The organism is Pseudomonas sp. TMW22080 (genome assembly GCF_022496745.1).
GTDB classification, from domain to species: Bacteria; Pseudomonadota; Gammaproteobacteria; order Pseudomonadales; family Pseudomonadaceae; genus Aquipseudomonas; species Aquipseudomonas bubulae.
The window spans coordinates 482830-500432 of the sequence record NZ_SCFF01000003.1 but is presented as its reverse complement, the minus strand read 5'-3'; the positions used below and the strand labels follow the sequence as shown (position 1 = coordinate 500432).

Here is a 17603-nt window from a genome sequence, read left to right as displayed (position 1 = left end):
AATCCGTGGCCATCAGTTCGCCCAATTACATTTTCGATACATATGGTCTCCACAGATTGCGTAGCAGCTGCCGAAGGAACGAGGCTGCGTTCGAGCGCGAAGCGGTCGTCAATGCTGAGAACCAGATTTAACTGATAGATCGCAATGTCTGATTTCGCGACTGCTTCGCAGCCGAACGCAGCCTCGTTCCTTCGGCAGCTGCTACGAGGGCGCTTTTTACGCAGGCTTTTAGCTGCATTTTCATAAAAAACACTGTGGCTGTTTGCCGCACTTTTGCCTGCGGGGCCGCCTGCTTGGTTATACTCCCGGTGATCCGCCTGGAGCGCTCATCAGGAGAGCTCATGCTCGCCCCCGTTCAGTTATTGTCCGCAACACGCCAGAACCTCTGGCGTCTTACGTTTATCCGCATGTTGGTGCTGGCCGCGCAAGCGGGTTCAGTGGGCTTTGCCTATCTGTTCAACCTGCTGCCATTACCCTGGTTTCAGCTCAGCATCACCCTTGGGTTTTCCATGCTGTTGTGCGCGTTTACCGCGATCCGGTTGCGCACCACCTGGCCGGTGACTGAGCTGGAATATGCGCTGCAACTGGCCTGTGACCTGTTTATCCACAGTGCCCTGCTGTACTTTTCGGGTGGCTCGGCCAACCCGTTTGTTTCGTATTATCTGGTGCCGCTGACCATCGCCGCCGTCACGCTGCCCTGGCGCTATTCGCTGGTGCTGACCGGGATTGCGCTGGCGCTGTATACGCTGCTGTTGATGCAGTTCTACCCTATAGATACCGTGCCGTTCTTTCGCGAAAAGCTGCAGATTTATGGCATGTGGTTGAGTTTCGCCCTGTCAGCTGCGGTGATCACGTTCTTTGCCGCCAAAATGGGTGAGGAACTGCGCCGTCAGGAAGAACTGCGCGCCCTGCGCCGTGAAGAAGGCCTGCGCGACCAGCAATTGCTGGCCGTGGCCACGCAGGCGGCCGGTGCAGCCCATGAACTGGGGACGCCGTTGTCGACCATGAGCGTGCTGCTCAAGGAGATGCGTCGCGATCACCTTGACCCGGATTTGCAGGACGATCTGAGCGTGCTGCAGGATCAGGTCAAGCTGTGTAAGGAAACCCTGCAGCAACTGGTGCGTGCCGCCGAGGCCAACCGCCGGCTGGCGATCGAGGTTCAGGACGTTACGCAATGGCTGGATGAAGCCCTGAACCGCTGGCACTTGATGCGGCCTGAAGCCACTTATCGCTTCCAGTGCCTGGGCCACGCGCCGGTTCCGCGCCTGGCGCCGCCACCTGACTTGACCCAGGCGCTGCTCAACCTGCTCAACAATGCCGCCGATGCCTGCCCGGAAGGGCTGGAAGTGACAGTCGACTGGGATGCGGTTGATCTGACAATCAGTATTCGTGACCACGGTCCGGGTGTACCGTTGGCCATCGCCGAACAAATCGGCAAACCCTTTTTTACTACCAAGGGCAAAGGCTTCGGTCTGGGCCTATTCTTGAGCAAGGCCAGCGTGACCCGCGCTGGCGGCTCGGTAAAACTCTACAGTCATGAGGATGGCGGTACGCTCACTGAGCTGCGCCTGCCACGTGTCGCCCGAGGAAATGAAAATGAGTGAAGAAATTCAGGTCGAAGGCGAAGAACTGCCGCATTTGTTGTTGGTAGATGACGACGCCACTTTTACCCGTGTGATGGCTCGCGCCATGAGCCGACGCGGTTTTCGCGTGAGCACGGCAGGTTCCGCCGAAGAGGGGCTGATCCTGGCACAACAGGATCTGCCCGATTTTGCCGCGCTGGATCTGAAAATGGACGGCGATTCCGGCCTGGTCCTGCTGCCCAAGCTGCTGGAACTCGACCCGGAGATGCGGGTGGTGATCCTCACCGGTTATTCGAGCATCGCCACCGCCGTTGAGGCGATCAAGCGCGGAGCCTGCAACTACCTGTGCAAACCAGCCGATGCCGATGACGTGCTCGCCGCCTTGCTGTCCCAGCATGCCGACCTGGAAACCCTGGTGCCGGACAACCCGATGTCGGTTGACCGCCTGCAGTGGGAACACATCCAGCGCGTGCTGGGTGAGCATGAAGGCAATATTTCGGCCACTGCCCGCGCCCTGGGCATGCATCGGCGTACCTTGCAGCGCAAATTGCAGAAGCGTCCGGTGCGACGCTGAACGGGAGCTGTAGCATTTGCATTGCGCCTTGCATGCTGACGGCTACAGCTTCTAACCTGTAACAAGACGTGTCCCAGCGTCGTGGGCCGGTTGTCCTGACCGGCTTGCAGGTTGCTCTTTACTCCGAACGAGCCTGAACGATGAATCAGAACGCCGAGCCTTCTGTCGTGAATGATGCTGTGCGTGGGGATTTCATCCCTCGGGTGTGGCGCCTCATAACCCCCTACTGGCGCAGTGAAGAACGCGCCAGGGCGTGGTTGCTGTTGATCGCCGTGGTTGCCTTGTCGCTGGTCAGCGTGGGCATTTCGGTGTGGATCAACCACTGGTACAAGGACTTCTACAATGCCCTGGAAAACAAGGACGCCAAGGCGTTCTGGAGCCTGATCGGCTACTTCGGCATCATTGCCGCGGCGGGTATTGTCGGCGCGGTGTATCGGCTCTATTTGACCCAGATGCTGACCATTCGCTGGCGCCGCTGGCTTACCGAGCAGCACTTCGCACGCTGGCTGGCCCACAAGAACTATTACCAGCTGGAGCAGGGCGGCTATACCGACAACCCTGACCAGCGCATCAGTGAAGATATCAATTCGTTCACCGACAGCACCTTGACCCTGGGCCTGGGGCTGATCCGTAACGTGGTCAGCCTGGTGTCGTTTTCGATCATCCTGTGGGGCGTTTCGGGCAGCATCGAAGTCTTTGGCGTCACCATCCCCGGCTATATGTTCTGGTGCGCGCTGTTGTATGCCGCCGTGGGCAGTTGGCTGGCGCATCTGATCGGTCGGCGGCTGATTGGCTTGAGCAACCAGCAACAGCGCTTCGAAGCTGACTTGCGTTTCTCGATGGTGCGGGTGCGCGAGAATGCCGAGAGCATTGCCTTGTACAACGGCGAAACCAATGAGCATGAGCAACTGAGCACGCGTTTCAACAAGGTCTGGAAAAACTTCTGGACGCAAATGAAGGTACAAAAACGCCTGACGTTTTTCACCGCCGGTTACTCGCAGATCGCCATTATCTTTCCGTTTATCGTCGCGGCCCCGCGTTACTTTTCCGGCAAGATCGAGCTGGGTGAGCTGATGCAAATCAACTCGGCCTTCAGCAATGTGCAAGAGAACTTCAGCTGGTTTATCGATGCCTACGTGACTCTGGCGGCATGGCGTGCCACCTGCGACCGGTTGCTGAGTTTTCGTCAGGCCATGACCGACAACGAGCAGCGCAGCCCGGCGATTGATGTGCAGCATCTGGGCGAAAACTTGCAGATCCATGACTTGAGCCTGGATCTGGCCGATGGTCGCCCGCTGCTGCGTGACGCCAGCCTGCAGGTGCAGGAGGGTGAGAGGCTGATGCTCAGCGGTCGCTCCGGCAGTGGTAAGAGTACCTTGCTGCGGGCGATGGGCGGGCTTTGGCCTCGAGGGGGCGGGGCGATCCGCATGCCCCGCGAGCGTGCGCTGTTTCTGCCGCAAAAACCCTACTTGCCCATAGGCACCTTGCGCGATGCCCTGAGTTATCCACAGACCGGGGACACCTACACCCTTGAGCGTTATGAAGAGGTGCTGCGTACTTGCCGGCTTGAGCACCTGATTCCCAAGCTTGATGAGATCAATCACTGGCAACGCTTGCTGTCCGGTGGTGAGCAGCAGCGCCTGGCTTTTGCCCGCGCGCTGCTGTATCGCCCGCAGTGGCTGTATATGGATGAATCAACCTCGGCAATGGACGAGGAAGACGAGGCCATGGTGTACCAGGCCCTGATCGATCAACTGCCGGGCTTGAGCATTGTCAGCGTGGGCCATCGCAGCAGCCTGGCGCGCTTTCATCCGCAGCATGTGCGGATCGTGGCGGGGCAACTGGTTGCACAGTAGAAGAGGCGGGCGCGCGACATGCTAGAGTGCTGCTTCCCGCTTTCTGGAACCTGACATGAGTCTTCTATTTCGCAGTGTTGCCCTGAGCCTGCTGCTGGCAAGCTTGCCTCTGGCGGCGGCTCCTGTGGCCACACCGCTGTTGCACGGGCAGTTTCTGCCTGCCGATGATCTGCAAGTGCGCAGCGAAGTGCCCGAGCAACAGCAGTTGATGCTGGTGACTTCGTACTCGGTGGTGGTGGGTAGCCAGCGCCAGTCCAATCAGCAGCCTATCCCGGTGACTTCGCCACTGCTGGTGCGCTTGAAGGGCAAGCCGATGAGCCAGGGCGCTACCGTGCGCCAGGTGCTGATTTCATTTGATGGCGAAAGCAAAAGCCTGAAAAAGCCCGTGTTCGACAGCAAGACGCGAACCCTGAGCTTGTCTTATCCACAGAGCCAGTACCGGGTCGTGATTGATTTGCTGCGCAATGACACGCTTTATGTCCAGTTCTTGACCTATGCCAATGGCCATATTTGGGCCGACTTGCACACCGGCAGCGTGCGCGCACGATAAGCCTTGGGTAAACTGCGGGCCCCGTGAAGTATCAAGAGGCTGGAGCCGGACATGCGTAAAGACAAAAAGCAGTTGATTGGTGACGAGATCGGCGACGAGCAGATCAAGTTGTTCCTGGACTTTGAGCCTGTGGACGCTACTTCACCGTCGCTGCACAAACTGATCAAGGCTTATCGTGGCCTGCGCATCGATGACTTCGGGCGCTTCCTGGCTTTCTTCAAGGAAGCTGGCTACGACCTGGATGGCAAAGACGAACAGGGTCAGACGTTCGTGGACATCATCAAGGACCAGCGCAATGCTGACGAGTACATCGAGCTGATCAACCAGGCTCGCGGTTGATCCACACCCTGTAGATACTCTGTTGCAGGTCAAGCCCTATTGTGGGAGCGAGCCTGCTCGCGAACGACCTTCGCGAGCAGGCTCGCTCCCACAGTTGCAGTGTTCCTGCAGCTGCTACGGATCTTGTTTCATGTTCTGATTCACGAGTTACCTTGCATTGGGCTTACGCCTTTGCAGTGCCCCGAATCAGGGCGACAAAAAAGCCCCTCGCCCTGAAACAGGGCGAGGGGCTTTTTATGACGCATGAAACGTCAATGTTGCATTAAGCGATACTGGTGCTGGCTGTTTTAGGCGTAACCAGTTCCAGCAGCTCGGAGTTGCGGGTGCTGATTTCGCGGTACAGGTCGGCGTCGGTTTCGAGGACCTTTTCCCGTGCAGGGAAGATTTCCTTGAGCTTGGTCGCCCACTCGCCCGTGGCTTTCTGCGCAAAGCAGCGCTCGATCAGGTCCAGCATGATCGAAACGGTTACCGAGGCGCCAGGCGAAGCCCCCAGCAGAGCGGCCAGCGAACCGTCTTTGGCCGCAACCAGTTCGGTACCGAACTGCAGCACACCGCCTTTTTTCGGGTCTTTCTTGATGATCTGTACCCGTTGCCCGGCAATCTCAAGACGCCAGTCTTCAGCCTTGGCCTGTGGATAGAAACGACGCAGGGACTCCAGGCGTTGTTCCATCGACTGGCGCACTTCGCTGACCAGGTACTTGGTCAGGTCCATGTTGTCGCGAGCCACGGCCAGCATCGGCCCGATATTGCCCAGACGGATCGACATCGGCAGGTCAAGGAACGAACCATGCTTGAGGAACTTGGTGGTGAAACCGGCATAAGGTCCGAACAGCAGCGACTTTTTGCCATCGACCACACGGGTGTCCAGGTGCGGCACCGACATCGGCGGAGAGCCGACGGCAGCCTGGCTGTAAACCTTGGCCTGATGCAGCTTGACCACTTCCGGGTTATCGCAACGCAGCCATTGGCCGCTGACCGGGAAGCCGCCATAGCCTTTGCTTTCTTCGATGCCCGAGGCTTGCAGCAGCGGCAAGGCCGCGCCACCGGCGCCCAGGAATACGAACTTGGCATCAACGTGGCGAGTATTGCCGCTGTTGGTGTCCTTGATGCTTACTGTCCAGCCGTTACCGTTACGCTTGAGGCCGGTGACTTTTTTGCTGTACTTGATCTGGGTGTCCGGTGCACTGGCCAGATGCTTGAGCAGTTGCTGGGTCAGGGCGCCGAAGTTGACATCGGTGCCATGTTCCACGCGGGTGGCCGAGATGAGCTGATCCGCAGGGCGGCCCGGCATCATCAGGGGCATCCACTCGGTCATTTTGGCCTTGTCTTCGGTGTATTCCATGTCGGCAAACGCATGGTGCTTGCTCAGCACGTCAAAGCGTTTTTTCAGGAACGACACGCCTTTTTCACCTTCAACGTAGCTCAGGTGAGGAACCGGGCTGATGAAGGACTTGCAGGAACCGAAGGTGCCTTTTTGCGCCAGGTAGGCCCAAAACTGTTTCGACACTTCGAACTGGGCATTGATATGCACAGCCTTTTTGATGTCGATCGAACCATCAGCCGCCTGCGGCGTGTAGTTCAGCTCACAAAGGCCGGCGTGACCGGTGCCTGCGTTGTTCCACGGGTTGGAACTCTCCGCAGCACCTGAGTCCATTTGCTCAACAACTTCCAGCTTAATGCCGGGGTCGAGCTCTTTGAGCAGTACGGCGAGGGTGGCACTCATGATGCCCGCCCCAACCAGTACTACGTCGACTGCTTCGTTATGCGCCATTAACGCGTCTCCAAAATCTACGGCACCAAATTGACGGCATAGCTGCCAGGTGTCCGGGGCGTGGTTCTGATTAGCCCCGGGCCACTCATGGCCAGGATCGCCATGTCCGATTCTTCGCAATTTCTTGCAACTTTAGCGGACGCCACCAACCGGGCCTTCAAGGTTCATATGAACGCATTTCAGTACTCGGGAGGCAATTCGACTTAATGTCTAGAGCGTCCGTTTGTGCAACCAAATCCGTAAGCGGACAGGCTTTCAGTCTCGTGCTGTGGAGCCGACTTCGATCCTGCTTGGTGAGGCAATATCAGACGCTAATGGTGCATGTTCAGACGCAAAACTTTTCATTTGCTCGCCACACTCTTGTGAAGTTGTGAAACCCGTTTTTTTCACGCTCTCTTGAAGACGTGAACCTCAAAAAAGGGCTACCGCACGCTGGGCACCGAACCAGTGGCCGAGCGTTGTGGCAGCTCTGGCAGACCATGCAGAAAGTGGGGGTTACGCAATGAAATTCAAGCGCGCCAGCTTCACATGATCTGTGTGGGCGGCTCTCTGTGGGCGGTTTTGGGGTGCCAATACAAGCGCATTAGCGATGTTGCGGGGCCCGATCAGGAGACGTCCTTATAATCGGGGGGAGATTGTAGCGAAGAAACGTGGGCAATTGATCCTGTTAAATGACTTTTATTGGTGCGCCGTTCAGAGGCCCGGCAGCGGGTGCCCTGACGAATGCCTTGCGGGCGAGGCAATACGGGCGTTGGCAGGTAGCACCTGGTGCAACCAGTTAAGGCGGATTTCTTCGATTTCGACCCAGCTGTCGCCGACCGGCGGTTGTTTGCACTGCTTGAAGGCCTGGCAGCGACCTGCCGAATCCAGGCGGGCGAAGCAGCGCTCGGGGCGGTTGAAGCCGAGCAGGGTCAAGAGCATGTTCATGGCGGCACCTGTTGAGTCAGTCGTCGAGACTATGCCCTGTGCAGGTGACATACGGATGAATTGGCGATGACAGGCGGGTGACGGCAAGCCGCTAGTTCGCAGGCGTCCGGCACCCTATACTGACGGCCTGTTATACCCAGTCCTGGAGAGATAAGCATGTTGCAACGCCTGTTGTTCGGTTTGATTACTGTGACCAGTTTGACCCTGGTCGGCTGCGCCCACAGCCCGCAACAACTCAGCCCGCAACCCAAGCTGACCACCCAGCTTGCGCCAGTGGGTCGTGGCCAGCCGGTGGTTGTGCGTGTGGTGGACGGTCGTCCTTCCCCAACCCTGGGGACCCGTGGTGGCATGTACCCCGAGACCAGCGCGATCAGCGTCAGCAGTGCCGACCTGGTTCCCAAGCTGCAAGCCCAGGCTGAAGCAGCCGTGCGCTTGCTGGGTTTCACTCCGACAGCCAATGCGATGAACGCGCCAACGCTGACCGTGACCCTGGCCGAACTCAAGTATCAGTCGCCCAAGGACACCATGTACGTGACTGAAGCCACCATTGGCGCGACCTTCCGTTCCGATGTGAAGAACGGTGGTCGTACCTACAGCGGCCGTTATGGCGCGTCCCTGGATCAGCGCTTCGGCATGGCGCCGAACCAGGAGACCAACACCAAGCTGGTGAGCGATGTGTTGAGTGATGCCCTGACCCGTGTGTTCAAGGACCCGTCCATCGGTCGTTTGCTCAGCGAGTAAGCCGGTAAAATAAAAAGCCCGAACTCAGTGAGCTCGGGCTTTTTTGTGTTCGAAACATTCAGGCCGCTTCGGCATACAGCTCCAGCCGGCTGACGCCGGTGAGCAGGTCTGTCTCGGGCAGGTCGGCATGGGCGTGGCCGCTCAGGGCGCAGTAAACCAGCCAGTGGCGGTCTTGCACGTTAAAGGCCAAACCCTCGATCAATGCCTGTTGTTCGTCGCTGGGCGCGATAAGGTAAAGGCGGTCCTGGTTTTCTGCGTGCAGCATGACAAGCTCCGTGTCGGTGTCGAGGGGCCACAGAGTGGCCTCTCAATATGACGATACGGTGACAGCAGAATTTAAGCCCTTCTGTGGGAGCGAGCCTGCTCGCGAACAACCTTCGCGAGCAGGCTCGCTCCCACGGGTTTATTGGGTTACAGCGCCAGGCCAGCCTTGATCCGATACTGGTTACGCACCGGCATCGCGTATTGCAGCACCAGATACGGACGGTGCTCGGCCGGGCAGGCGTCCAGACGGCGTTGCCATTCTTCCTGGGCCTTGGCCAGTTCTTCGGCACCGAATACCTCTGCGGCCGTCGGCACTTGTAACTCGGGGTCGTGGTCGCTCCACTGCGCATACGCCAGGTAGTGCGCGGGGAACAGGCGGTAGCCACCGAGGATATGACGATCCATTTCGGCGGCCAGCAATTTGCTGTCTTCGAACAACTCGGTCACCGGCGCCCCGAAGTTCACGTGCACGCGACCCTTGTAGCCGGTAATGCCGTTGGCGATGCTGGTGTCGTCCTCGCCAGGAGCCTTGCTGTAGGTGCCGGTAGTGGCGCGGATAAACAGCTCGCGGGCCTTGGCCTGGTCACAGGGGTCGTATTCGTAGCTGATGGAAACCGGGGTCAGGTTCAATGACTGAATGACCTCGGCAAACGGCTCGTTTTTACGGCTCATATGAAACATCTTGAGGATCGCCGAATCGGTACGGTCATCACCGTCCTTGGCCCGGCCTTCAGCCTGGGCGATCCAGATTGACTGGCAGTCGTTGCGGATCGAGTGGTTGATGTATGCCGACAGCAGTTGATAAGCCGCGAGCTTTTCCCGGCGCCCGGTGATCGAGCGGTGCACGATAAAGCTCTTGTTCAGGCGCATCAGATCGCTGACAAACGGCTTTTGCAGCAGGTTGTCGCCAATGGCGATGCGCGGCGTTGGCAGGCCGGCGTGGTACACGGCGTAATTGACGAACGCCGGGTCCATCACGATATCGCGGTGGTTGGCCAGAAACAGGTAGGCGCTGCCGGATTTCAGTTGCTCGACGCCGGTATAGGTTACGCCGTCGGTGGCATGTTCGATGGTGCGATCGACGTACACCTCGACCTTGTCCTGCAGGGCCGCGACCGAATTGACGCTGGCGAACTCTTTGCGCAGGCGATGAGCTATAAGTGGTTTTAACAGCCAACCGAAAGCGCCGGCCAGGCGCGGAAAGCGAAAGTGGGTCAGGATATCCAGAAACGCCTTGTCGCTGAGCAGCCGGGCCAGCACTGCTGGTACTTCGGCGTCGTCGTAAGGTCGGATGCTATCGAATTGGCCCATCATGCTCTCTTGTTGGAAACGACTAGGGTTGGTACGCAGGGCAGGGCAAAAATAATAGCCCTGCTAATAGACCGGCGATTATACGCACAAGTCACTCTGGAGACCGCGATGCTTGAAACTGAACACTATGAATGCCCCTATTGCGGCGAGCCGGCTGAAGCGGTGCTCGACCTGTCGGGGGGTGATCAGAGCTACATCGAAGACTGCCCGGTGTGCTGTCGGCCGATCCTTTTTCACCTTCAGACCGATGGCCATGAATGGATGCTCGATGTACATACCGAGAATGAGTAGTGAGTGAAGACCATGCAACGCATCTACGAGCCGGAAAACCTGATGGAAGCCGAACTGTTGCTGGGCATGCTGGCCAGTGAAGGGGTCGAGGCCCGGCTACAGGGCCGTGATCTGGTCGGCGCCACGGGGGAGCTGCCGGTGTTCGGCTTGCTCGGCCTGGCGGTGGCCAATGATCGGGCGCAATACGCACGGGAGTTGATCGATGCGTACAATGCCGCGTCACCGGTGGCTGGTGATGAGCCTGAGAGTTTCCCCGATGTGCTGGATTGCTGATGCCAGCGACGGTTTATTCATTGCTATACAAAAGAAGAGTTGTGCTGCCCCATGTGTGGACGTTTTGCCCTGTTTCGCTGGAACCCTGCATTTGCAGCCTTGCCCGGTTTCCCGGCGGATCAGCAGGCCCAGTGGAATATTTCGCCGAATGATTCGGTATTGATTCTGCGCGCCGGTGCTGAGCCTGGCCAGCGAGAGCTGGCGCGAGCGCGCTGGGGCCTGACCCCGGCGTGGCTGACCGACCTGTCACGGACTCCGGCCCATGCCCGTGCTGAAACCGTGGCCGAGCAGCCCATGTTCCGCGATGCCTTGCGTGAGCGCCGCTGCCTGATCCCGGCCAACGGCTTTTATGAATGGCGCGGCACGACCCGTAAACGCCCCTACTGGCTGACGCCGGGTGAAGGCTCCTCGCTGTTTTTTGCCGGTATCTGGGAGGCATACCCCGTTGAGGGGCATGTGTGGCTGAGCACCGCCGTGATTACACAGGCAGCGGCCAGCCAGCGTCGCCCGCTGATTCTGGATGAGGCTGGCCAGCAGGCCTGGCTTGACCCTCAGACTCCGCTGCAGGCCTTGCAGGCACTGCTGGCCAGTGCGCAGATGCCGCTGCGAGAAAGACCGCTGGCCAATCTGGTCAACGATCCAAAACTCAACGCGCCCGAGTGCCTGACGCCGGGTTGAGATACGATACGCGCCATCTTTATGGAGATTTTTGATGGGTAAGTTAGCGTTAGTGTGCGCCGTGGGCGCCGGGTTGTTGCTGGGTGGATGCCAGGCGGTGAATACCACCAATGGCGGCGCCGTGGGCGTAGAGCGCAAGCAGTACATGTTCAGCATGCTGTCGAGCCAGCAGGTTGACCAGATGTACGCCCAGTCGTATCAACAGACCGTCAGCGAGGCGGGCACCAAGGGCGTCCTGGACAAGACCAGCGCCAACGCCAGGCGCCTGCAGGCGATCGCCAACCGACTGATTGCCCAGGCGCCGGCCTTTCGCCCGGATGCCGCGCAATGGAACTGGGAAGTCAACCTGATCAAGAGTGACGAGCTCAACGCCAACTGCGGCCCTGGCGGCAAGATCATCTTTTATAGCGGGATCATCGAGCAACTCAAACTGAGTGACGATGAAATTGCCGCGATCATGGGCCATGAAATCGCCCACGCCTTGCGTGAGCACGGGCGTGAATCCATGTCCAAGGCCTATGGCATCGAAATCGCCAAGCAGGGTGCTGGCGCCTTGTTGGGCCTGGGCCAGGACAGCCTGGGCCTGGCCGACACGGTGGTGAACTACAGCCTGACCTTGCCCAACAGCCGCAGCAATGAAAACGAAGCGGACCTGATCGGTCTGGAGCTGGCAGCCCGTGCGGGCTACAACCCGAATGCGGCGATCACCCTGTGGCAGAAAATGGCTCAGCAATCACAGAATGCGCCGCCTGAATTCATGAGCACCCACCCGGCTTCAAGCAGCCGGATTGCTGCGCTGGAGGCGGCCATTCCGAAGGTGATGCCGCTGTATCAGCAAGCGCCGAAATCGTGACGCTTGTTGTGGGAGCGGGCTTGCTCGCGATGGCGTCTACGCGGTTCAACTGAAAGACCGCAGTGCCTGTATCGCGAGCAAGCCCGCTCCCACACAAAGTGTGGGTTACACCCAGCCGCTGATCTGCATCGCCTTGTACACGGCCACTACAGCCAGTACTACGAACGCGGTGGCAGCCAGTCTGCGGATCAGGGTCAACGGCAGTTTGTCAGCGGCAAAGTTGCCCGCCAAAACCACCGGCACGTTGGCAATCAGCATGCCCAGGGTTGTACCGATAATCACCAGCCACAGATCCGGGTATTGTGCGGCGAGCATCACCGTCGCCACCTGGGTCTTGTCACCGATTTCGGCAATGAAGAAGGTGATCAATGTGGTCACGAACGGCCCGTACTTGCGTGCGGTGCTGGCTTCGTCGTCGTCCATCTTGTCCGGCACCAGGGTCCATAGCGCGGTGGCGGTAAAGCTCGCGGCGAGGATCCAGTGCAGCATGGCGTCACTGAAGAACGTGCTGAACCAGGCGCCTACAGCACCGGCGGCGGCATGGTTGGCCAGGGTCGCGACCACGATACCGGCGATTATCGGCCAGGGTTTGCGAAAGCGTGCGGCCAGAATAAGGGCGAGCAGTTGCGTCTTGTCGCCGATTTCGGCCAAGGCAACGATTGCAGTAGGGACAAGCAGGGAATCGAGCATCATCAGGTGGTTTCCAGGGGCGGGTCGACACGGCTATGACACGTACAGCCTCCCCGCCCCGGGTAAGGTGTTCGTGTCATAGGTCTTGTCAAACCCCGGTCCGTCTGTGCGGACACCTGGGTCGCATACGCCATGGTCTGTTGACCAAGTATGTTGACGTATGCCGGACGAGCTTGACGCTCGTGGGAGACTACTCCCCTAGGACGGAGCGGATTCTGCCTAGGCAAATCCGATCCGGCAAGCTCTTATTTTTCCGCAGGGTCAACGGCGCTTGGCGCTGTAAATCCGGAAACCCTGGCCCTCGGCCTTGACCGTGCAGGTACCGAAATGCTCTTCGATCAGCGGTTGATATCGCAGGAAGCTGTTGGCGACAATCCGTAGTTCGCCACCTGATTTCAGATGTTTCACTGCTTTTTGCAGCAAGTTTTCGGTGGCGTGGTAATCGGTATGCACCCCCACGTGGAACGGCGGGTTGCTCAGAATCGTGTTCAAACCCATGGGCGCGGCGTCGATGCCGTTGCCGGTAATCACTTCCCCTTCCAGACCGTTGGCCGCCAGGGTCAAACGGCTGCTGGCGGTGGCGAAGGCATCCACGTCGAGCAGGGTGACGTTGTTGTGCGGGTAGCGACGTTTGACCGCAGCCCCGAGCACGCCCGCACCGCAGCCGAAGTCCAGCACGTGGCCGCTGGGCAACTTGTCCAGATGCTCAAGCAGCAGGGCGCTGCCGCGATCCAGGCGCCCGTGGCTGAACACGCCCGGCAGGCTCACGACCTTGAGCGGGCCTTCGGGCAGCGGCAGTTCGTAATGTTGCGCCAGGTCGTGCAGTACCGGCACGGGCGGGGCGTTATCCACCGTCACTTGCCACAGCTGGCAATGCCGCGCGCTGTCGAGTTTGCGTGGCTTGCCGAACGGGATCAACTGTTTGGACGCGCCTTCAATGCCACCCTTTTTTTCACCGACCAGAAACACGTCGGCACCCGGCAGGCGAGCAGCCACGGCCTTGAGCACGTAGTCGCTCAGTTCCTTGGACTTGGGCAGGAACACCACGGCGGTGTCGAACGCCCGCTCAGGGATATCGACACCGAACTGCACGCGCCCGGCAAAGCGGGCGTCGAGCGCGGCCTGGTCGCCGGCATGCCAGCACCAGCCATGGGCATCGGGCAATTCGCCCAGCAGTTCGTCAGCGGGCAAGCCGACCAATAGCACCGAGCCTTGAAAGTATTCAGGCTGACGAAGCAGTACTTCACTGCGCGGATCCATAATCTGCTCCTCAAAAAGGGGCGCAGTCTATCAACTGACGACCCGCAGCGCTGTACCGTTGAAGAACGCTTCGGCATTTTGCGCCAGTTGGCCGACGATGCGCTGGCGTGCTTCACGACTGCCCCAGGCACTGTGCGGGGTGATGATCAGGCGCGGAATGTCGGCCCCCAGCAATGGGTTGCCGTCGCGTGGTGGTTCGACGCTGAGCACGTCGGTGGCCGCGCCACCCAGATGGCCGCTACGCAGGGCGTCGGCGAGTGCCTGTTCGTCGATCATGCCGCCACGTGCGGTATTGACCACAAAGGCCCCGGGTTTGAGCAGTGCCAGTTCGCGGGCGCCGATAAAATTACGCGTATGCTCGGTGAGCGGGCAGTGAAAGGTCAGCGCGTCGACCTGGGGCAGCAGTTCGTCCAGCGTCAGGCGCCCGGCACGGGCCGGGCGCCCCGGGATCTGACCGATCAGCACGCGCATGCCGAAGGCTTCGGCCAGTTTCGCGACCGCACTGCCCAGCTCGCCGTGACCGAACAGGCCCAGGGTCTTGCCTTCCAGCTCGACAATCGGGAAGTCCAGCAGGCAGAACTGCTTCGCTTGCTGCCACTGGCCGTCGGCCACGGCCTTGTTGTAATCGACCAGGCGCGTAGCCAGTGCCAGCAGCAGGCCGAGGGTGTGCTGCGCCACCGATGGCGTGCCGTAGCCCTGGCAGTTGGCCACGGTGATCCCCAGGGCTCGGGCGGCCTCAAGGTCGACGTTGTTGGTGCCGGTGGCTGCCACCAGAATCAACTTCAGCTCCGGGCAGGCAGCCAGGGTCTGGGCGTTGAGCAGCGCTTTGTTGCTGATGGCCACACTGGCGCCTTGCAGACGCTCGATCACATTGGCTGGCGTGGTGTCTGCGCACAGCTGCAAGTCGCCGAAGCTGCGACGCAGCGGGTCGAGGTCGAGATCGCCCAGGTCCAGTGAGGTGTAATCAAGGAATACGGCGCGCTGAGTGTTAGTCATCAACTGTACCTTTTGTGCTGTGAAATGAAGGCGTAATGTGGCGAGCCTAACAGAAGAAACAATTTGTAATGGAGCCGTGCATGTACTGGACAGAATTTTTGACCGTAGCCTTGATTCACCTGTTGGCGGTGGCCAGCCCCGGGCCTGATTTTGCCGTGGTAGTACGCGAGAGCGTCACTCACGGCCGCCGTGCCGGGATGTTTACCGCGTTTGGTGTGGGCACGGCGATTTTTGTCCATGTCGGCTATTCATTGCTGGGTATCGGCATCATCGTGTCGCAATCGATTGTGCTGTTCAACGCCCTGAAATGGCTGGCAGCGGCTTATCTGCTGTATATCGGCATCAAGGCACTGCGGGCCAAACCGGCTGATCCTGCGGCGTTGGCGGCCAGCTTGCCGGTGGGCGAGCGCACGGCACGCGGGGCTTTCACGTCGGGCTTTGTGACCAACGGCCTGAACCCCAAGGCGACGCTGTTTTTCCTGTCGCTGTTTACCGTGGTGATCAACCCGCACACCCCGCTGTCGATCCAGGCCGGTTATGGCGTGTACCTGGCAGTGGCAACCGGTGTGTGGTTCTGCATGGTCGCGATGCTGTTCAGCCATCAGCGCGTGCGTACAGGCTTTGCCCGCATGGGTCACTGGTTTGACCGCACCATGGGGGCGGTACTGGTGGCGTTGGGCGTGAAACTGGCGTTTACCGAGATGCATTGACACACCTTGGTTCCGTAGCAGCTGCCGAGGAACGAAGGCTGCGACCGGCAGCAGCTACGGGGAGATGGTCGGGTTCTTGTCAAAATCTGGATTTGCTTCATCCTTGCGGGCTTATTGCAGTGTGCCCACGGAGAAGTATCGATGTCCTCAGTCCACCGGTCCTGGCGTCGCGCCAGGCTGGCGCTGGCAGTCAGCCTTGCGTCGACGTCCGCTTGGGGCGTGAGCTTCAATCTCGGCCCGGTTGAGGGGCAGATCGATACCGAGCTGTCCATCGGCGCCAGTTGGTCCACCGCCAGGGCCGACAGCAAACTGATAGGCGCCAACAATGGCGGCACGGGGCAATCGGCCATTTCGGACGATGGCCGCCTTAACTTCAAACGCGGCGAAACTTTTTCGAAAATCTTTACCGGCATGCACGCACTGGAACTCAAGTACGGCGACAGCGGCCTGTATGTGCGCGGCAAGTATTGGTATGACTTCGAGTTGCAGGACGACAGCCGCCCCTTCAAGCCCATCAGTGACTCAGGCCGCCGAGCCAGCGCGCAATCGGCCGGCGCGCAACTGCTCGATGCGTTCGTTTACCACAACTACGCCATTGCCGATCAGCCCGGCGCAGTCCGCTTGGGTAAACAGGTGGTCAGTTGGGGCGAAAGTGCGTTTATCGGTGGCGGCATCAATGCGATCAACCCCACCGACCCTGCCGCCTATCGTCGGCCTGGCACTGAGTTCAAAGATGGCCTGGTGCCGGTCAACCTGTTCTATCTCTCGCAAAACCTGACCGACAACCTGTCGGCTGAAGCCTTTTATCAGCTGGATTGGGAGCCGTCCGAAGCGGACAACTGCGGGACGTTTTTCTCCCGGTCAGACGTGATGGCTGACGGCTGCAGCGGCAATTACCGGGTCATGAGCAAGCGTTCGGCACTCGATGTGGCCGACCTCGCCGCGCTGACCGGTGCCGGGGTTGAGGTGAACGAGGAGGGCGTGCTGGTACGCCGTGGCGCCAATCGTTATGCGCGCAACAGCGGGCAGTTCGGGGTGGCCATGCACTATGTGTTCGAGCCGCTGGGCACCGAGTTCGGTGCCTACTTCATGAACTACCACAGTCGCGACCCGATCCTCAGCGCCAGCGCGGCGCCGCAGTCGGCCTATAAGGCGGCAGCAGGCGCCGGAGGGCTGGCGCCGATGGTTGTTGCCGGCAATTCGGGCTATTACGTTGAATACCCTGAAGACATCCGCCTTTACGGCCTGAGCTTCTCCACCACTTTATCCACAGGCACGGCCTGGAAGGGCGAGTTGAGTTACCGTCCCAATGCGCCGGTGCAACTCAACAGCAACGACTTGCTGTACGCCAATGTCACGTTGCTGCCCGGGCTTGCCGATGCATCGCCACTGAGCGTCACTCCCGGCGCAGATGTGCAGGGCTATCGGCGCAAGGAAGTCACCCGGTTCCAGACGTCCCTCAGCCATGTGTTCGACAACGCGATGGGTGCCGATCACCTGACCGTGACCGGTGAAGTGGGGGTGACCCGGGTTGGTGGCCTGGATAGCCCTTCAGGGCTGCGTTACGGGCGTGATCCGGTGTTTGGCTCTGAAGGTAATGACGGCTTCACCACGGCCACCTCCTGGGGCTACCGTGGTCGCGCAGTGTGGGAATACAGAAGCGTTGTTCCCGGGGTGAACCTCAAGCCCAATCTGGGCTGGTCCCATGATGTCAGCGGCTATTCGCCGGGGCCCGATGCCAGCTTCGAAGAGGGCCGCAAAGCCATCTCCCTGGGGCTGGAGGGTGACTATCAAAGCACCTACACCGGCAGCCTGTCGTACACCAATTTTTTTGGTGGGCGCTACAACACCCTCAGCGACCGCGACTTTGTGGCGCTGACGATGGGTGTGAAGTTCTAGGCCGGAATTTGTTGGGAGGCGTTCGGGCGACTATTGT

The 17603-nt window shown here is 59.7% G+C and carries 19 protein-coding genes and 1 riboswitch; of the genes, 12 read left to right on the top strand and 7 right to left on the bottom strand.

Going from position 1 to position 17603, the window contains the following annotated elements; genetic code table 11:
- Positions 1–341: 341 nt before the first annotated feature.
- From EQV96_RS12590 to EQV96_RS12570, 5 genes are all read left to right on the top strand, one after another.
- Positions 342–1604, top strand: a complete 1263-nt coding sequence (locus EQV96_RS12590; protein WP_095001569.1) for an ATP-binding protein — start codon at positions 342–344, stop codon at positions 1602–1604.
- Entirely contained in the window at positions 1597–2157 is a 561-nt protein-coding gene (locus EQV96_RS12585; protein WP_016779485.1) for a response regulator transcription factor, read from the top strand. The genes EQV96_RS12590 and EQV96_RS12585 overlap by 8 nt, the downstream gene beginning before the upstream one ends.
- Before the next feature lie 140 nt (positions 2158–2297).
- Entirely contained in the window at positions 2298–4013 is a 1716-nt protein-coding gene (locus tag EQV96_RS12580) for an ABC transporter ATP-binding protein/permease (protein WP_095031992.1), read from the top strand.
- A 55-nt stretch (positions 4014–4068) separates the two neighbouring features.
- Positions 4069–4563 carry a hypothetical protein gene (locus EQV96_RS12575; protein ID WP_095001567.1) on the top strand — a complete coding sequence of 165 codons (495 nt, stop codon included), beginning with the start codon at positions 4069–4071 and terminating at the stop codon, positions 4561–4563.
- A 51-nt stretch (positions 4564–4614) separates the two neighbouring features.
- Entirely contained in the window at positions 4615–4902 is a 288-nt protein-coding gene (locus tag EQV96_RS12570; protein ID WP_095018285.1) for a PA4642 family protein, read from the top strand.
- 262 nt (positions 4903–5164) lie between these two features.
- Here EQV96_RS12570 and mqo read toward each other — a convergent pair whose 3' ends face one another.
- A complete protein-coding gene (gene mqo / locus EQV96_RS12565; protein WP_095001565.1) occupies positions 5165–6673 on the bottom strand; it encodes a malate dehydrogenase (quinone) in 1509 nt (502 codons plus the stop codon).
- Positions 6674–7366: 693 nt separating this feature from the next.
- Positions 7367–7600 (bottom strand): hypothetical protein, encoded by a 234-nt coding sequence (locus EQV96_RS12560; RefSeq protein WP_095018287.1) that lies wholly within the window; start codon positions 7598–7600, stop codon positions 7367–7369.
- 156 nt (positions 7601–7756) lie between these two features.
- Here EQV96_RS12560 and EQV96_RS12555 point away from each other — a divergent pair, with 156 nt between their 5' ends.
- On the top strand, positions 7757–8341 hold the full coding sequence (locus EQV96_RS12555) for a YajG family lipoprotein (protein ID WP_095001563.1): 585 nt from the start codon (positions 7757–7759) through the stop codon (positions 8339–8341).
- Between the two features lie 58 nt (positions 8342–8399).
- On the opposite strand, the gene EQV96_RS12550 is transcribed toward EQV96_RS12555, so the two are convergent.
- Both EQV96_RS12550 and EQV96_RS12545 read right to left on the bottom strand, forming a co-directional pair.
- Positions 8400–8606, bottom strand: a complete 207-nt coding sequence (locus EQV96_RS12550) for a hypothetical protein (RefSeq protein ID WP_016779492.1) — start codon at positions 8604–8606, stop codon at positions 8400–8402.
- Between the two features lie 146 nt (positions 8607–8752).
- The gene (locus tag EQV96_RS12545) at positions 8753–9919 is read right to left on the bottom strand and encodes a 1-acyl-sn-glycerol-3-phosphate acyltransferase (protein ID WP_095020337.1); all 1167 of its coding nucleotides are present in this window, start codon (positions 9917–9919) and stop codon (positions 8753–8755) included.
- Between the two features lie 105 nt (positions 9920–10024).
- On the opposite strand from EQV96_RS12545, the gene EQV96_RS12540 reads away from it, so the two are divergent.
- Genes EQV96_RS12540 through EQV96_RS12525 form a run of 4 tightly spaced genes read left to right on the top strand, consistent with a single transcriptional unit; the run spans position 10025 to position 12011 of the window.
- Positions 10025–10207, top strand: coding sequence for a CPXCG motif-containing cysteine-rich protein (locus EQV96_RS12540; RefSeq protein ID WP_095001561.1), 183 nt, complete (start codon positions 10025–10027; stop codon positions 10205–10207).
- A gap of 12 nt (positions 10208–10219) precedes the next feature.
- Positions 10220–10480, top strand: a complete 261-nt coding sequence (locus tag EQV96_RS12535) for a DUF2007 domain-containing protein (protein ID WP_095001560.1) — start codon at positions 10220–10222, stop codon at positions 10478–10480.
- Positions 10481–10531: 51 nt separating this feature from the next.
- Complete coding sequence (locus EQV96_RS12530) at positions 10532–11158, top strand: SOS response-associated peptidase (protein ID WP_095001559.1); 627 nt, start codon at positions 10532–10534, stop codon at positions 11156–11158.
- Positions 11159–11192: 34 nt separating this feature from the next.
- A complete protein-coding gene (locus EQV96_RS12525; protein ID WP_240882083.1) occupies positions 11193–12011 on the top strand; it encodes a M48 family metallopeptidase in 819 nt (272 codons plus the stop codon).
- Between the two features lie 105 nt (positions 12012–12116).
- Here EQV96_RS12525 and EQV96_RS12520 read toward each other — a convergent pair whose 3' ends face one another.
- From EQV96_RS12520 to EQV96_RS12510, 3 genes are all read right to left on the bottom strand, one after another.
- Complete coding sequence (locus tag EQV96_RS12520) at positions 12117–12701, bottom strand: TMEM165/GDT1 family protein (RefSeq protein ID WP_086799543.1); 585 nt, start codon at positions 12699–12701, stop codon at positions 12117–12119.
- 91 nt (positions 12702–12792) lie between these two features.
- Positions 12793–12912: riboswitch (yybP-ykoY riboswitch) on the bottom strand.
- Between the two features lie 50 nt (positions 12913–12962).
- Positions 12963–13961 (bottom strand): class I SAM-dependent methyltransferase, encoded by a 999-nt coding sequence (locus tag EQV96_RS12515; protein WP_150628278.1) that lies wholly within the window; start codon positions 13959–13961, stop codon positions 12963–12965.
- Between the two features lie 30 nt (positions 13962–13991).
- Positions 13992–14957 (bottom strand): 2-hydroxyacid dehydrogenase, encoded by a 966-nt coding sequence (locus EQV96_RS12510; protein ID WP_095001556.1) that lies wholly within the window; start codon positions 14955–14957, stop codon positions 13992–13994.
- An 80-nt stretch (positions 14958–15037) separates the two neighbouring features.
- On the opposite strand from EQV96_RS12510, the gene EQV96_RS12505 reads away from it, so the two are divergent.
- The gene (locus tag EQV96_RS12505) at positions 15038–15667 is read left to right on the top strand and encodes a LysE family transporter (RefSeq protein WP_016779501.1); all 630 of its coding nucleotides are present in this window, start codon (positions 15038–15040) and stop codon (positions 15665–15667) included.
- A gap of 141 nt (positions 15668–15808) precedes the next feature.
- Entirely contained in the window at positions 15809–17566 is a 1758-nt protein-coding gene (locus EQV96_RS12500) for a DUF1302 domain-containing protein (protein WP_240882082.1), read from the top strand.
- The last annotated feature ends 37 nt before the right edge of the window (positions 17567–17603 follow it).

Coding starts and splice junctions, on each gene's coding strand:
- EQV96_RS12590 (WP_095001569.1), top strand. CDS start 342: ATGCTCGCCCCCGTTCAGTTATTGTCCGCAACACGCCAGAACCTCTGG.
- EQV96_RS12585 (WP_016779485.1), top strand. CDS start 1,597: ATGAGTGAAGAAATTCAGGTCGAAGGCGAAGAACTGCCGCATTTGTTG.
- EQV96_RS12580 (WP_095031992.1), top strand. CDS start 2,298: ATGAATCAGAACGCCGAGCCTTCTGTCGTGAATGATGCTGTGCGTGGG.
- EQV96_RS12575 (WP_095001567.1), top strand. CDS start 4,069: ATGAGTCTTCTATTTCGCAGTGTTGCCCTGAGCCTGCTGCTGGCAAGC.
- EQV96_RS12570 (WP_095018285.1), top strand. CDS start 4,615: ATGCGTAAAGACAAAAAGCAGTTGATTGGTGACGAGATCGGCGACGAG.
- mqo (WP_095001565.1), bottom strand. CDS start 6,673: ATGGCGCATAACGAAGCAGTCGACGTAGTACTGGTTGGGGCGGGCATC.
- EQV96_RS12560 (WP_095018287.1), bottom strand. CDS start 7,600: ATGAACATGCTCTTGACCCTGCTCGGCTTCAACCGCCCCGAGCGCTGC.
- EQV96_RS12555 (WP_095001563.1), top strand. CDS start 7,757: ATGTTGCAACGCCTGTTGTTCGGTTTGATTACTGTGACCAGTTTGACC.
- EQV96_RS12550 (WP_016779492.1), bottom strand. CDS start 8,606: ATGCTGCACGCAGAAAACCAGGACCGCCTTTACCTTATCGCGCCCAGC.
- EQV96_RS12545 (WP_095020337.1), bottom strand. CDS start 9,919: ATGATGGGCCAATTCGATAGCATCCGACCTTACGACGACGCCGAAGTA.
- EQV96_RS12540 (WP_095001561.1), top strand. CDS start 10,025: ATGCTTGAAACTGAACACTATGAATGCCCCTATTGCGGCGAGCCGGCT.
- EQV96_RS12535 (WP_095001560.1), top strand. CDS start 10,220: ATGCAACGCATCTACGAGCCGGAAAACCTGATGGAAGCCGAACTGTTG.
- EQV96_RS12530 (WP_095001559.1), top strand. CDS start 10,532: ATGTGTGGACGTTTTGCCCTGTTTCGCTGGAACCCTGCATTTGCAGCC.
- EQV96_RS12525 (WP_240882083.1), top strand. CDS start 11,193: ATGGGTAAGTTAGCGTTAGTGTGCGCCGTGGGCGCCGGGTTGTTGCTG.
- EQV96_RS12520 (WP_086799543.1), bottom strand. CDS start 12,701: ATGCTCGATTCCCTGCTTGTCCCTACTGCAATCGTTGCCTTGGCCGAA.
- EQV96_RS12515 (WP_150628278.1), bottom strand. CDS start 13,961: ATGGATCCGCGCAGTGAAGTACTGCTTCGTCAGCCTGAATACTTTCAA.
- EQV96_RS12510 (WP_095001556.1), bottom strand. CDS start 14,957: ATGACTAACACTCAGCGCGCCGTATTCCTTGATTACACCTCACTGGAC.
- EQV96_RS12505 (WP_016779501.1), top strand. CDS start 15,038: ATGTACTGGACAGAATTTTTGACCGTAGCCTTGATTCACCTGTTGGCG.
- EQV96_RS12500 (WP_240882082.1), top strand. CDS start 15,809: ATGTCCTCAGTCCACCGGTCCTGGCGTCGCGCCAGGCTGGCGCTGGCA.